This window comes from Rhodococcus sp. 114MFTsu3.1 (genome assembly GCF_000383555.1).
GTDB classification, from domain to species: domain Bacteria; phylum Actinomycetota; class Actinomycetes; order Mycobacteriales; family Mycobacteriaceae; genus Rhodococcoides; species Rhodococcoides fascians_E.
Genome location: NZ_KB911549.1, coordinates 45704 through 59093, shown reverse-complemented (window position 1 = coordinate 59093; position 13390 = coordinate 45704). Strand labels below are relative to the sequence as shown.

The window sequence follows — 13390 nt, the reverse complement described above, 5'->3', positions numbered from 1 at the left end:
GGTCTGCAACGGACCCGCCGTACAGTTCTCCTCGTGGCTCGACGAGGTGCGTACTCGAAAGGGGTGGCCAAGCGGGAGGAAATCCTGACGACGGCCCTCGAGATCGTCGCGCGCGATGGCTACAGCAAGGCCACCGTGCGAGAACTGGCGGACGCCGTCGGACTGAGTCAGGCCGGTCTGCTCCACTATTTCGGTACCAAGGAAGTGCTGTTCACCGCGATTCTGCAGCGACGCGACGAGGTGGACGTCGACCGCGCGCTCGGTGACCCCGGCGAGGATTCCTTGGTCGAATTGGTCGAGCACAATGCGGAGGTGCCGGGCCTGGTGCAGCTGTACTCGCGATTCGCCTCCGAGGCGGCCGAGAAGGATCACCCGTCCCACGAGTTCTTCCGTGAGCGCTACCGGTTGTCTCGCGCCGGGCTTGCTGCCGAGGTCGAGCGCATGCAAGCGTCCGGTGAACTACCGTCGGATCTCGATGCCGAGCGCATCGCGATCATGATGTTCGCCATGATCGACGGACTGCAGACGCACTGGATGTTCGACCCGGAGCTCGACATGGCGCAGCATGTGTCCTACTTCTGGGAAGTACTGCGACGGGCCGGTAAGTAGTTTCCGAATCAATCAAATAGGTAAGCTCACCGCATGACGTCCACACGGTGGCTCGACAACTCCGAGCAGCACACATGGCGTGCCTATCTCGACGCGACCCGCCTGCTGGTGCGCGCGCTCGACGGGCAATTGACTCGTGACTCGGGCATCTCGTTCGCCGACTACGAACTACTGGTCGTGCTGTCCGAGGCGCCCGGTGGCAGGCTGCGCATGAGCGAACTCGCCGACGCCGTGACCACCACCCGCAGCGGCGTCACGCGCGCAACCACCAGGCTCGTGGACGCCGGTTGGGTGCACCGAGTCAAATGCGACGACGACAAGCGTGGGATGTCGGCCGAACTCACCGACGCGGGGATGGCAAAGCTCGCCGACGCCAGCCCGGGACACGTCGCTGCCGTGCGGGAGTTGATGTTCGATCGCCTGACAACCGAAGACGTCGCGTCACTGGGACAGGCATTCGATCGCATGAGGTCACACATCACCGGTTGACAGGTTCGATCACGAGCGCGGCTTGCCTGTCGACCACAGCACCCACAGGACGAGCAGCGGTTGGAACAGCAACCGGACGAAACGCTTTCCGTCCGAGTCCAGGCCGAAACCATCACGCTTGTTGACGAACTGGGCGATGTTGCCGGGAAAGATCGCGACGAAGAACGCGGCAACGAGGCGACCCAGCAGGACTCGATCCTTCTGCACGACGGCAAGACCGGCGCCGAGCATGATCTCGACACCCCCCGACGCCATCACGACGCCGTCCTCGTCGAGGGGGATCGATTTGGGAACCTGCGCGCGGAAGGTGTCGCGGGCCCAGAACAGGTGGCTGACGCCGGCGAAGACGAGGATGCCCGCCAGCGAGTAGCGGGCAACCGTGCGAGCGGGGGTGGTTTCGGGAAGTTCGGTTCTCGACATGTCCGGCCGCATACCCCGCACCGCGTGCAGTCATTCCTCGATCGTGGTGATCGGCTCCGCGGAGTCGGCGGTCAGGTGTCGTCGCCGGGGCGGGGGACCGGGGTCTCCCAGCGTCGGCGACGCTCGTCGTCGGTTTGGTCCCACCAGGGTGTGCCGCGTTCGCCGAGCGCAACCTTGGAGGCCTGAACTCCTGCCCGTGACTCCGGGGCGCCGCCCGTTGCCTTCACGTCTCGACGCCACGCCATGAGTATCGACCGTAGCTCCGCGGCTCGGTCCTCCGGAATTGCCGGGTCGGTCGCCCTCCATCGGCGACCGTTGATCACGACGTATCGACCGTCTTCGGTGCGCTCGGGGCCATCGGGCATGAAGTCGACGGTACGCATTGACATGCAAGCGCGTACTTGCCTATTGTTTTCCCATGCCCGAGGACTCGGGGACTCCCGAACTGTTCAAGGCGTTGTCTGATGCCACCCGTCGAGTGATTCTGGACGAATTGGTGCTCCGCGACGAGCAGACGCTGTTCGAGTTGTGCACCCGACTCATCTCGATCCACGGGTTTTCGTTGTCCAGGCAGGCGGTGTCCCAGCATCTGGACGTGTTGGAGGCCGCCGGATTGATTCGCTCGGAACGCAAGGGCCGCTATAAGTTTCACTATCTCGACACGTCACCGCTTCGCTCGATAGGCGACCGATGGCCGGTCGCCGGAGAACAGGAGAAATCATGAAGATCTACATCACCAGCCTCATGGTGTCCGACCAGGACAAAGCGCTTGCGTTCTACACCGACATATTGGGATTCGTCGTCAAGCACGCCATTCCGCTGGGCGAACACAAGTGGCTGACGTTGGTCGGTCCAGGCAACGAAGACGGCCCCGAACTCGGCCTCGAACCTGCGGAACACCCCGCGGTGAAGCCATTCCGCGACGCCCTGATGGCCGACGGCATTCCTGCCACGTCTTTCGCCGTCGACGACGTCCGCGCCGAATACGAGCGTCTTGTCGGCCTCGGCGTCGTGTTCACGCAGAAGCCCACCGACATGGGCCCGGTCACCGTCGCGACGTTCGACGACACCTGCGGCAACCTGATTCAGATTTCCAGCTACGCAGGCTGAAATGGAGCGCAGGCGTGGCTCGGGCGTCTAGAACGCGTCCCCGGTGCGCCACGCCATCTCCTGCAGTGTCCACGTGTTGTCGTCGGGATCGGCGAATGCCGCGTACTTCACCCCGCCCCCCACATCCTGGACGTCGTCGACCCGAACGCCGCGGTGTTCCAACTCGGCCCGCGATGCCTCGATGTCCGCGACGACCAGATGCAGCCCTTTGGTCGAACCGGGAGGCATCGAGTACGCACCGAGCCCGGTTCCCATGCTGATCGAACATGCCGACCCGGGAGGGGTCAGCTGAACCACGCGAACACCCTCCGCGGGAGTGACATCCACGTCGGCGACGAACCCGAGCTTGTCCACGTAGAACGCTTTGGCTCGATCGACGTCGCTCACCGCGATAGGGATCAGTTCCAACTTCATGTCCATGTGTCCTCCTCGAGCCCGGCACCTCGGCAGAGCCTAGCGCTGCTCTACCGGCCGAAGTCGATCTCGTCGGTCGAAACCGTTCCGGCTTTCCTTCCCGGGGCGCGCTGGTTGTCCCAGTACAGATTGGTGTGTGCGATCACCTGTTCCGGGCTCGGCGCACCCCACTCGGTCAAATCCTCCGTGGTGTGCGCGTCACCGACCAGAACGGTGTCGTAACCGCGGGTGAGCGCGCCGTGCAGTGTGCTTCTGATGCAGAAGTCCGTCTGGGCGCCCGCGACGACGATCCTGCCGACGGCCGACGTCGCGAGGACGGCGTCGAGATCGGTGTCCTCGAACGAGTCGCCGTACGTTTTGTGAATCACGGGTTCGGACGCGTCCCGTCTCAACTGTGGCACGTACTCCCAGCCCGGAGATCCCACGACGAGGTCGTCGGCCGAGTGCTGAACCCACACCACCGGCGCACCAGCGAAGCGTGCCTTCTCCACCAAGTCGACGATGCGACCCACCACGGTGTCGGAATCGATCGACGCCGCCATTACGTCGACCTGAACGTCGACGACGAGCAGCGCGGTACGCGGGCGGTCCTTCCACATCGTCATGCGACGACGATACTCAGTACACGTCGCGGACGTACCTCTTCTCGGCCGACAACGACTTGACGTAGGCGTCGGCGCTGGCTGGAGCGAGCCGACCATGCTGAGCGACAATTCCTTTGAGTGCGTTGTCGACGTCCTTCGCCATGCGTGACGCGTCGCCGCAGACGTAGAAGTGTGCGCCCTCCTGGAGCCACTTCCACAGCGTAGGACCGTGCTCGACCATCCGATCCTGCACGTACACCTTGGATGCCTGATCCCGAGAGAACGCGACGTCGAGGCGCGTGAGGGAACCGTCGTCGAGCATCGTCGTCAGCTCGTCGCGGTAGTAGAAGTCCGTTGCGGCATGTTGCTCACCGAAGAACAGCCAGTTCGGGCCGGTGTGGCCGAGAGCGCGCCTCTCGTGCAGGAAGGCGCGGAAAGGGGCGATTCCCGTCCCTGGTCCGACCATGATCATCGGTACGGTCGGGTCCTCCGGGGGTTTGAAATGCGCCGACTTCTGAACGAAGATTCCCACGTCCACACCCTCGGCGTGGTCGGCGAGATACGTCGAACACACACCGCGACGCGGTATGCCGTGCACGTTGAACCGCACCGTGGACACGGTCAGTTGCACTTCGCTCGGGCTTTCCTTCGGGCTCGACGAAATGGAGTACAGCCGCGGCTGCAGCGGCTTCAGTACCGTCAGCCACTGGTCCACGTCCGCTGTCACCGGAGCGTGAGCCAGTACGTCGATGGACTGCCGACCCCACATCCAGTCCGCGAGCGCACTCTTGTTCTCCGGCATCAGCATTCGTTCGAGGTCGGCGTCGTTGGTGCGGGAGTGCACGAACTTCAGCAGGTCCGGTGTGGCCTTCGCGATCTCGAGCCGGTCGCGGAGAGCGATGCGAAGCGGCATCGACTCGTGCCCGGCAAGGTCGACGACGGTGTCTCCGTCCAGACCCGTTGCGCCCAGCCATTCCTCGACCAACACGTCACTGTTGCGCGGCCAGACGCCGAGCGCGTCACCCGCCGAGTAGGTGAGCGTGCCTTCCGGCAAGTGGAATCCGAACTGCCTGACGTCCTTGCTCGAGCCGGCCGCGCTCAGTGGGGTGTTTCGTACCAGTGCAGTGGGCAGCGGCGCCTTCTTGCCGTACGACGGCGCTCCGGCGGCCGATGCTGACGTCGGAGCGATCACGGCCGGCGGGACGGGCTGCGATGCCGTGTTCAGCTTGGCCAGCACCCGTTCGAGCCACATCGCCGACGCTTCCTCGTGGTCGGGTTCGCAGTCGACTCGGCCCACGAGGCGTTCGCCGCCGAGATCGGCCAATCTGCTGTCGAGTCGACGCCCGTTGCCGCAGAAGTCGTCGTAGTTTGAGTCTCCGAATGCGAGCACCGAAAAGCGGTGTCCGGTCAGATCCGGGGCGTCGTCCCCGCTGAGTCCGTCGAGGAACGTCGCGCCGTTGTCGGGTGCGTCACCGTCACCGGTCGTGCTGCTGATCAGCAGCACGTCTGTGTACTGCGACAGACGAGCGGCCGGAAAATCGTCCATGACGTGCTCCGTCACCGCGATGCCGGCGTTTCTCAACGCATCCACGCTGGAGTAGGCGAACTCCTCGGCCGTGCCGGTCTGCGACGCCCACAGGACGAGCACCGCTGCCTTGTCCGATGCATCCCGCCCGAGCGCGTCGCTCCCCGCCTGTGCGTCCAGTGCGGCTACGTCCTGGCGCGAGAACAGGCCTGCGAGCAGTCCTTCCACCCACGCTCGGGTCTCGGGGGAGAGGGGAGTAGTGGCGGGCAACATGGGAGTGCCGGCCAACGAACCATCCGCGCGGAGACCGGCGAGAAGGCCTGCGATGTAACGCTGTTCGTGCACGGGAAGTGGTAGCGCCGGTCCGGCGTGATCGCCGACCAGGCCGGCCAACGCGTCGATTGCCGAAGGCGAAGCCGAAGCGGGCACGGGGTCGCTTTTCTCGACGGCCCCGGCAACCTTGGTCAACGTCACGGCGCACACCTTGAACTCGGGCTGTTGGGACAACGGATCGATCGCGTCGTTGGTCACGGCGTTGATGGACAGGTATTCACCGAAGGAGTCGTTCCAGTGGAACGGCGCGAAGCAGTCTCCCGGTCGGACGCGATCGCTGATCACGGCAGGCAGCACTGCTCGGCCACGCCGGGATGCTACTTCGATCCGGTCGCCGTTCGCAGCGCCGAGCCGTTCGGCATCGAGGGGATGCAGTTCGACGAAGGGACCAGGGTTCAGCTTGTTCAGTTTGGCCACCTTTCCGGTTTTCGTCATGGTGTGCCACTGGTGCTGAAGTCGGCCGGTGTTGAGCAGGAACGGGTAGTCGTCGTCGGGCATCTCCGCCGGTGCCATGGACGGTCGAGCGAAGAATTGCGCTCGGCCGGTCGGCGTAGGAAATGACAGGCGCGGAACCGATCCGTCGCTCAGCACGCGCTGAGTCTGGCTGATCCCGTCGTTGACGTAGCGAATGGGATGCCGGTCGGCGTCGTCGTGCGGCGGGCACGGCCACTGCAACGAGGTGGCGCGCAGACGGTCGTACGTCGCTCCGCGCAGGTCGTACCCGGTTCGCGGATTGGAGAACTGTTTGATCTCCTCGAAGATCTCCTCGGCGCTCGAATAGGTGAAAGCGTCGGCGAATCCGAGCTCGCACGCCATCGCTGCGATGATCTGCCAATCCGGCAACGCCTGCCCCGGAGCGTCGACGGCCTTCTGGAACAGTGTGAGGTTGCGTTCGGAGTTGATCATGACACCCTCCGATTCCGTCCACAGTGCGGCGGGAAGGACGACGTCGGCGTATCCGTTGGTCTCGTTGTCCGCGAACACATCCTGAGTGATCACCAACTCGGCACGTTCGAGTCCGGCAATGACTGTCTTCCTGTTTGCCACCGAGGCAACAGGATTGGTGCAGATGATCCAGCATGCCTTGATGTCGCCGTCGGCCATGCGTGAGAACATGTCGATGGTGCCGCCGCCGACCTCGGTGCGGAGTGTTCCCGGAGGAAGATCCCACCGGTTCTCCACGAACGTCCGATCCTCCTCCGACAGCACGGACCGCTGACCCGGTAGACCGGGGCCCATGTACCCCATCTCGCGGCCGCCCATGGCGTTCGGCTGACCGGTCAGAGAGAACGGACCACTGCCGGTACGGCAGATCGCCCCGGTCGCCAGATGTAGATTGATCACGGCGTTCGTGTTCCAGGTTCCGTGCGTCGACTGGTTCAAACCCATTGTCCAGCAGCTCATCCAGTTGTCGGCCTCGCCGATCCACGTCGCGGCCGTCCGTAGTGCCTGCTCGTCGATGCCGGTTCTCCTGCTCACTTCGGCCGGCGTGTACTCGGCGAGGAAGCTCTCCATGGCGTCCCAGCCGTCGGTGAACTCGTCGACGAACTCGCGATCCACGTGACCGTCGGCGACCAGAAGGTGCAGGAGACCGTTCAACAGGTCCAGGTCGGTTCCGGGGGTGATCTGCAGATGCAGGTGAGCTTTGTCCGCGGTTGCGTTGCGCCGAGGATCGACCACGATCAGCTTGGCGCCCTGCTTGACCCGATCCATCATGCGTAGAAACAAGATGGGGTGACAGTCGGCCATGTTCGCCCCGGTGACGAAGAACACGTCCGCGTGATCGAAATCCTCGTACGAGCCGGGAGGGCCGTCCGCTCCCAACGATTGCTTGTAGCCGGTACCTGCGCTGGCCATGCAGAGCCGCGAGTTGGACTCGATCTGGTTGGTGCCGATGAAACCCTTGGCCAACTTGTTCGACAGATACTGCGCCTCGAAGGACATCTGCCCGGACACGTAGATCGCAACGGAGTCGGGTCCGTGTTCGTCGAGGATCGCCCGCAGCCTCCGCGCCGTCTCCTCGATCGTCCGACGTGTGTCCGCAGGCACCGGGTCGTCCCCACGCCTGGCTCTAGTCAGCGCAGTGGTGAGGCGCCCGGGAGCCAGCAGCATGTCCGACGTCGTCGAACCCTTCGTGCAGAGTCGGCCGAAGTTCGACGGATGAGACTTGTCTCCGACGGACCTCTCGACCGTCGCCGGGCCGTCGGGTCCCCGGGTGATCTGCAACGTCATTCCGCATCCGACGCCGCAGTACGCACACACCGTCTTGACGGTGTCCACACTGACGTCGACTGTTTCTGTTGCCACGAACCCACGATCATCGTCCGAGGATTCCCATCGATGACCTGTCGGTTAGGCCGATGTGACGTTGTCCTCACGGCTGCCCGGTGCACGACGTGAAGTCGACCGGATCGGATCCGGACGAATCCGATGAATGGGATATTTCCGCTGGTAGACGCTTTGACTTGCGCGAGTACTCCTGCGAGAGTAGTTCCGTGTCGTCCATCCGCCTGTTCATCCTGGGGTCTCTTGCCCAGCGTGGTGAGATGCACGGACATCACCTCAAATTGCTGGCCGAGGAAGAGCACGTCCACATGTGGACCGACATCTCCGTCGGCGGGCTGTACGGCGCGCTGAAGCGGTTGCATGCCGAAGGTCTGATTTCCGATGTACGCACCGAGCAGGAAGGCAACTTCCCGGCTCGCCAGGTGTACGGCATCACCGAGGCCGGTCGCGTCGCACTGAGCGAACTCAGACGTGACGGACTGACCGACTACGTGCTACGACCCGATCCGTTCGACCTGGCCCTGAGCAGGCTCGACCCCGACCGTCTCGACGAGCTTCCCGGCATCGTCACCGGGCGCATCGCGATGCTGAAAGAACTACTGCACACCGCCCGAGAAGCAAATGCACGGGCGCGGCCGTACTTGTCGAGGGCCGAGACGTTCGCTCTGGAACATCGCGAGAAACGCCTGCACGCAGAAATCGACTGGCACGAAAGCCTCGTCGACGCCTTACCCGACCTCGTCGCCGAGGAACGTGCACGCACACACTTTCCGCCACCACGTCACTCACCGCCATCACACCGATCGAAGGGCTCTTCCACACCATGACCGAAATCAACTCACGAGCCTCGGCACCGGCCGCGGTGGTGCCGCGCCGCTCATGGCAGGCGCTGGTGGTGCTGCTGCTCGGAATGTTCATGGCGCTGCTCGACACCACCATCGTCAACGTCGCACTCCCGACCATCGAAACCAGTCTCGACGCGTCCGAGGCCACGCTGTCCTGGATCATCTCCGGGTACGCCCTCGCGTTCGGGCTTGCGCTCATTCCAGCCGGAAAAGTAGGTGACCGAATCGGTCACAAATGGGTGTTCTTCGCCGGATTGGCACTGTTCACCGTGGCCAGCTTCGCATGTGGGTTGGCTCAGAACGACATCCAACTCGTCGTCGCCCGTATCGTCCAGGGGCTGGCCGGTGGCATCTTCGTCCCCGCCGTGACCGCGTTCATCCAGCTGCTGTTCCCAGGGCAGGTGCGGGGCAAGGCCTTTGCGATCATGGGCGCAGTCATCGGCGTCTCCACCGCGCTCGGTCCCATAGCAGGCGGTCTCATCATCGAGGCGTTCGGAAACGAGAACGGTTGGCGCGGAGTGTTCTGGGTCAACCTGCCCATCGGCATCGTCGGACTGATCGCCGCCGCGGTTCTGCTGCCGAAGCGATCCGAGACGGAGACCACGCCGCAATCCGGAATCGACTGGGTGGGCCTCGTTCTCGTCACCGCAGGTCTCGTCGCGCTGCTCGTACCGCTGATCGAAGGCCAGGACCAGGGCTGGCCACTGTGGACGTATCTGACGCTCGTCGCAGGTGTGCTGTTGATCGCTGCGTTCGCCGTATGGGAAGTCCGATACACACGACGCGGACGCAACCCGCTGGTGCCGCCCAAGCTTTTCACCCACCCGGCCTTCACCGGTGGCACCATCCTGGCGCTCGTGTACTTCGCGTCGTTCACCAGTATCTTCTTCACGCTGTCGCTGCTGTGGCAATCAGGTCTGGGCAACTCCGCGCTGTCGTCGGGAGCAGTGATGCTGCCGTTCGCAATCGGAAGCATCATCGCGTCGTCGCAGAGCAACAAGCTCACCCAACGCCTCGGGCGCACAGTATTGCTGCTCGGGACGTCGTTCGTCGCCATCGGTCTGATCTGGATCTGGATCGTTCTCGCGACCACCGAGGCCGCAGACCTCACCAACTGGAAACTGCTGCTGCCCTTGTTCATCGGCGGACTCGGCAACGGCGCCTTCATCGCACCGAACGCGCAGTTCATCGTCGCGACGGTCGACCGTCAGGATGCGGGAGCGGCCAGCGGCGTGATCTCGACGATGCAGCGCATCGGCAGCGCCGTCGGCATCGCGGTGATCGGCAGTGTCCTTTTCGGATCGCTGACGATCACCGGCCCCGACACCGTGGCCAGCGGATTCATGCACGCCGCGTCCGTCGCAATGGCCGTCAGTGCGGCATTCGGTGTCGCGGCACTGCTGCTCGTCTTCGCTCTGCCCAAGCGAGTCGACGCACCAGGGCCACCTGTCCGGAGTGAGTGACCCCTACTAGGGGAGGCTGCGCTTGTGCGCTTCGATCACCGATCGCGCAAGCGCAGCGATCTTCACGTTCATGTCCTGCGACGTCTTGCGCAGCATCTCGAACGCCTGATCGTCGCCGACGTCGTGCGTCGCCATCAGAAGGCCGATCGCCTTGCCGATCTCACGGTTGCTCTCCAACCCGGCACGCAGGGTGCTGGCTTCCTCGCCGCTCGCGATCGCCGACACCGTCACCGCGGCGAACGCCGAGATCACGATGGCGCGATCCGCGACGGCACCGTCGAACGCCCCAGGGGTGTCACTGAACAGGTTGAGCGCGCCCACCTTCTTGGTGCCCAGCAACAACCGAAAACCCATCGCTCCGCGGACCGGAGTCCGCGTCACCACGCCTCGCGCAAGCGCCGGCCACTGCGTCGGCGACAGGAAATCGGGTTCGATCTGAGCAGATTCCTGTTCGATCGCGTCCAGACACGGGCCCTCGCCGGTGGCGCGCTCGATGTCGTCCACCGTCCGCGCCACCTGATCGGACGCACCCACAGTGACCGGCTGACCCCGCTGAACGACCATCAAACTCGCATGGTCACACCCGTCGACCAGCAGCGTCGCAGCAACACAGATGGCTGAGTACACCTCGTCGGCGCTGGTACCGCGATACACGATGTCCGCAAGAGCCGCGAACACCGTCGCCGGATCGGTCGACGCGATTCCGTTGGCGTGTAAATCACCGGTCATGAACACTCCGATCGGGGTGTGCGGATATCGCACAGGGTCTGGTGTCGCTGCCCTGGACTCGAGAAGCTGCATTCGACCGTCAAGGATACCGAGTGGTCACAGTGGATCGATCACCCGGCGCACAGGGGCGCCGGCGCATCCTCGGCAAACGGTTTGCCCGGAGGCTCGATGTAGGCAGCGTACAGAACCGCGGGGACGTCGCCGAGGTTGGCGCCCTGATGGACGTGGCTGGCGTCGACCTCCTCGGCAACAACCTGACCCGCAGGCGTCGACACCCTGGTGCAGTCGTGCAAAGTCCTTGTCAGAACACCGGATTCGACGTACGCGTACACCGGACCGTCGTGATAGTGCCATCCCGTGGTTCCGCCGGGTGCAATGGTGATCCGGCGCGCAGTGAAATCGGTGCCGGCGAACTCTGCGCTGCCGGCGATCAGCGGAAACGAAACATGAGCCAGAGTTTCCGCTGTCACTCCGGCCGGAGGCGTCGCACCGGCAAGAGCAGGGGAGAGGCCGGCCAACGCGACACAGGACACGCCTACCGCGGCACAGCGAGAAAGCACGGACATGTGGTTCACCTCTCGTGGAAGGGCCGACCCGCACCCAGCGTAGATACGCAGGTCAATCGCGGAGTCGGTATCGAAATTTCCGCGGCCGAGAGCGGAGTCGGGAGGAGTGACCGACGCGATCGTGAGGCTGGGTAACCTGCAAGGGTGGACGAGCCAGCGCATGCCCCCGATTCCTCCGTCTTCGAGTACGGAGTGGACGGGCCCAAGGTCATCCTCGCCGGGATCGACGGCTCCGATTCGGCCTGGCGTGCCGCAGCCTATGCCGCCGGACTGTCTCGCCGGCAAGGCTCGCTGCTCGTCCTGGTCTACGTCCAACCCATCGCAACCGCCGCCTGGGGCCAAGCCGGAATCTCTCTCGTCGAAACCGGCAAGGAAATCGCCGACGAACTCCTCGCCTACATTCAGAAGTCGACCCACGACACCGACGCGATCCGGTGGGAATTCCGCACCGCGACCGGTGACCCCTTCAACGGCCTCGTCGCCGTCGCCGACGAACTACGCGCCGACGCCATCGTCGTCGGCGCCTCCGAGCACGCAGGCCATCGAATGTTCGGATCCGTCGCCGTGCGATTGGTCAAAGCCGGGCGATGGCCGGTGACCGTGGTGCCGTGAAGCTTGCCGCTGATCCAGGCAACGGTGGACATATCGAGCTCGATCAGCGAGAGAACGGAATGAAGCGTCGAACGTAGCTGCGGCGAATGGCATACCGGAGTGCTCTGGTCAGCGCTTCGTCTCGAATTCCAGCGTCTTGCATTGCGGCGAGACCTTCCCGCAAGAACGTGCGCTCACCCTCGCTGACATACATGGTCCGGACAGCTTCAGGACTTATGGATCCGGGGAGCGTGGGGCTCTTTACTCCCGCTGTCCTGAGACCGAGCTTCGTTCGAACGCACTTGCCGCATTCTCCGCAATTGAAAGCCCCGTCGGTGTTGAGCCAGCACACACGCAAGTTGTTCATCGCAGTGTCCGAATTGCTGATTCTCCTGATCTTCCCGAACCGGCCGACGTCGAGTTCGTGGTGCTCGAACGACACCGAGTCGCTGGACCACAACGGGTCGAGGGACGGGTGCGAGCCCCATGGGTGCAACTGATCGCGACTGTAGGACGAGGGAATCACAACCGTCCCCAAGTGTTTCGACAGTGCAAGTCCGACGTGGGCGAGCGACGGCCCGTGAAAGACGTGCCCCCAATCGAGAGCCAAAGGGTCCCCGAGTGCCGACCGGACCGTGGTCTGGACCTCGATGAGGGGCTTACCGAGTTCTGCAGCAGAAGCGCGGGCGCCGGTCAACGCTTTCCGGGCCAGTTCGGAATCGCCGACAGCGATATCGAAACCGTGAACGAAAATCAGGTGAGTTATGCGATCCGCTTGCGTGATCGCCGAATAGAAACTGTCGACGCCACCACTGAAGAAACAGCCGACGCCGGTCGCCCGCTCAGGAAGCGCCCTGGTGGGCGGTGATTGCGCTGCAGAAACTTCGATCCGACGATAGGTCCTGTACCAGTCGGCCAACACTTTCTGGGCCTTCGTCGCACCATCGAGAGCCGTCGGGTCTACCGTCCCGTCGATGACGAGATCTCGGTGCCGACGCATACCCGCTGCCAGCGCCGGCGCAAGCCACGGTGTCGCAGAGTGATCCAACGTGTAGTTCGACTGCGTGGAGACGTCGAAACTGCCGCCACCGGGAACATCGATGACCGCGGATATCTGCTTCGCCGACGCCGACTGGACTCGGACGCGTACTGAGTTCACCGGCGAATTTTGACACGAAACCATATGGTTTTACCGAGGCGTGTCGGTGCGCGGTGGACCAGACGTGGGGCGGGCGGGGCTCGAACCCGCGACCAATGGATTATCGGCAGCGACGACTGAACAATTTTTGTTGTTACCTGAAAAGAACTGTGCAGCTGGCATTCTCGGCGCTCCGTTGTTCTGGTCAGTTCTGGTTAATTCCGGTTGTTTCCGATTCATAAAAGATGGATAAACGATGAGTCGGTGGACGCGCATCCGTCATTCGCG

Annotated in this window: 15 protein-coding genes; 7 read left to right on the top strand and 8 right to left on the bottom strand. The window is 63.7% G+C overall.

Going from position 1 to position 13390, the window contains the following annotated elements:
• Positions 1-33 precede the first annotated feature (33 nt).
• On the top strand, positions 34-609 hold the full coding sequence (locus tag H292_RS0112290) for a TetR/AcrR family transcriptional regulator (RefSeq protein WP_230594140.1): 576 nt from the start codon (positions 34-36) through the stop codon (positions 607-609).
• Positions 610-642: 33 nt separating this feature from the next.
• Positions 643-1098 (top strand): MarR family winged helix-turn-helix transcriptional regulator, encoded by a 456-nt coding sequence (locus H292_RS0112285; RefSeq protein ID WP_019667452.1) that lies wholly within the window; start codon positions 643-645, stop codon positions 1096-1098.
• A gap of 9 nt (positions 1099-1107) precedes the next feature.
• Here the strand turns inward: H292_RS0112285 and H292_RS0112280 are convergent, their stop codons facing one another.
• A complete protein-coding gene (locus tag H292_RS0112280; protein ID WP_019667451.1) occupies positions 1108-1530 on the bottom strand; it encodes a DoxX family protein in 423 nt (140 codons plus the stop codon).
• A 59-nt stretch (positions 1531-1589) separates the two neighbouring features.
• Positions 1590-1883 carry a hypothetical protein gene (locus tag H292_RS0112275; protein WP_026348192.1) on the bottom strand — a complete coding sequence of 98 codons (294 nt, stop codon included), beginning with the start codon at positions 1881-1883 and terminating at the stop codon, positions 1590-1592.
• A 53-nt stretch (positions 1884-1936) separates the two neighbouring features.
• Between H292_RS0112275 and H292_RS0112270 the strand changes: the two genes are divergently transcribed.
• Positions 1937-2242, top strand: a complete 306-nt coding sequence (locus H292_RS0112270; protein WP_019667449.1) for an ArsR/SmtB family transcription factor — start codon at positions 1937-1939, stop codon at positions 2240-2242.
• Positions 2239-2628: a VOC family protein gene (locus tag H292_RS0112265; protein ID WP_019667448.1), complete on the top strand. Its 390-nt coding sequence runs from the start codon at positions 2239-2241 to the stop codon at positions 2626-2628. The genes H292_RS0112270 and H292_RS0112265 overlap by 4 nt, the downstream gene beginning before the upstream one ends.
• Positions 2629-2655: 27 nt before the next feature.
• On the opposite strand, the gene H292_RS0112260 is transcribed toward H292_RS0112265, so the two are convergent.
• From H292_RS0112260 to H292_RS0112250, 3 genes are read right to left on the bottom strand one after another with little or no spacing between them, the layout of a single operon-like run.
• Entirely contained in the window at positions 2656-3048 is a 393-nt protein-coding gene (locus H292_RS0112260; RefSeq protein WP_019667447.1) for a VOC family protein, read from the bottom strand.
• Positions 3049-3092: 44 nt separating this feature from the next.
• Complete coding sequence (locus H292_RS0112255) at positions 3093-3647, bottom strand: isochorismatase family protein (protein WP_019667446.1); 555 nt, start codon at positions 3645-3647, stop codon at positions 3093-3095.
• A 13-nt stretch (positions 3648-3660) separates the two neighbouring features.
• Positions 3661-7791: a bifunctional nitrate reductase/sulfite reductase flavoprotein subunit alpha gene (locus H292_RS0112250; protein WP_020111610.1), complete on the bottom strand. Its 4131-nt coding sequence runs from the start codon at positions 7789-7791 to the stop codon at positions 3661-3663.
• A gap of 188 nt (positions 7792-7979) precedes the next feature.
• Between H292_RS0112250 and H292_RS0112245 the strand changes: the two genes are divergently transcribed.
• Positions 7980-8597 carry a PadR family transcriptional regulator gene (locus tag H292_RS0112245; protein ID WP_230594142.1) on the top strand — a complete coding sequence of 206 codons (618 nt, stop codon included), beginning with the start codon at positions 7980-7982 and terminating at the stop codon, positions 8595-8597.
• Complete coding sequence (locus H292_RS0112240) at positions 8594-10078, top strand: DHA2 family efflux MFS transporter permease subunit (RefSeq protein WP_020111608.1); 1485 nt, start codon at positions 8594-8596, stop codon at positions 10076-10078. Before H292_RS0112245 ends, H292_RS0112240 begins: the two co-directional genes overlap by 4 nt.
• 6 nt (positions 10079-10084) lie before the next feature.
• Here the strand turns inward: H292_RS0112240 and H292_RS0112235 are convergent, their stop codons facing one another.
• Together H292_RS0112235 and H292_RS0112230 are read right to left on the bottom strand one after the other, a co-directional pair.
• A complete protein-coding gene (locus H292_RS0112235) occupies positions 10085-10807 on the bottom strand; it encodes a GAF and ANTAR domain-containing protein (protein ID WP_170947465.1) in 723 nt (240 codons plus the stop codon).
• A gap of 110 nt (positions 10808-10917) precedes the next feature.
• Positions 10918-11373, bottom strand: coding sequence for a cupin domain-containing protein (locus H292_RS0112230; protein ID WP_020111607.1), 456 nt, complete (start codon positions 11371-11373; stop codon positions 10918-10920).
• A 144-nt stretch (positions 11374-11517) separates the two neighbouring features.
• Between H292_RS0112230 and H292_RS0112225 the strand changes: the two genes are divergently transcribed.
• Positions 11518-11985: a universal stress protein gene (locus H292_RS0112225; RefSeq protein ID WP_019667440.1), complete on the top strand. Its 468-nt coding sequence runs from the start codon at positions 11518-11520 to the stop codon at positions 11983-11985.
• A 43-nt stretch (positions 11986-12028) separates the two neighbouring features.
• On the opposite strand, the gene H292_RS0112220 is transcribed toward H292_RS0112225, so the two are convergent.
• Positions 12029-13123 carry a hypothetical protein gene (locus H292_RS0112220; protein ID WP_020111606.1) on the bottom strand — a complete coding sequence of 365 codons (1095 nt, stop codon included), beginning with the start codon at positions 13121-13123 and terminating at the stop codon, positions 12029-12031.
• Positions 13124-13390 lie beyond the last annotated feature (267 nt).

Excerpts from the sequence above, each read along its gene's own strand:
- H292_RS0112285 (WP_019667452.1), top strand. The coding sequence starts at position 643 with ATGACGTCCACACGGTGGCTCGACAACTCCGAGCAGCACACATGGCGT.
- H292_RS0112280 (WP_019667451.1), bottom strand. The coding sequence starts at position 1,530 with ATGCGGCCGGACATGTCGAGAACCGAACTTCCCGAAACCACCCCCGCT.
- H292_RS0112275 (WP_026348192.1), bottom strand. The coding sequence starts at position 1,883 with ATGCCCGATGGCCCCGAGCGCACCGAAGACGGTCGATACGTCGTGATC.
- H292_RS0112270 (WP_019667449.1), top strand. The coding sequence starts at position 1,937 with ATGCCCGAGGACTCGGGGACTCCCGAACTGTTCAAGGCGTTGTCTGAT.
- H292_RS0112265 (WP_019667448.1), top strand. The coding sequence starts at position 2,239 with ATGAAGATCTACATCACCAGCCTCATGGTGTCCGACCAGGACAAAGCG.
- H292_RS0112260 (WP_019667447.1), bottom strand. The coding sequence starts at position 3,048 with ATGGACATGAAGTTGGAACTGATCCCTATCGCGGTGAGCGACGTCGAT.
- H292_RS0112255 (WP_019667446.1), bottom strand. The coding sequence starts at position 3,647 with ATGACGATGTGGAAGGACCGCCCGCGTACCGCGCTGCTCGTCGTCGAC.
- H292_RS0112240 (WP_020111608.1), top strand. The coding sequence starts at position 8,594 with ATGACCGAAATCAACTCACGAGCCTCGGCACCGGCCGCGGTGGTGCCG.
- H292_RS0112235 (WP_170947465.1), bottom strand. The coding sequence starts at position 10,807 with ATGACCGGTGATTTACACGCCAACGGAATCGCGTCGACCGATCCGGCG.
- H292_RS0112230 (WP_020111607.1), bottom strand. The coding sequence starts at position 11,373 with ATGTCCGTGCTTTCTCGCTGTGCCGCGGTAGGCGTGTCCTGTGTCGCG.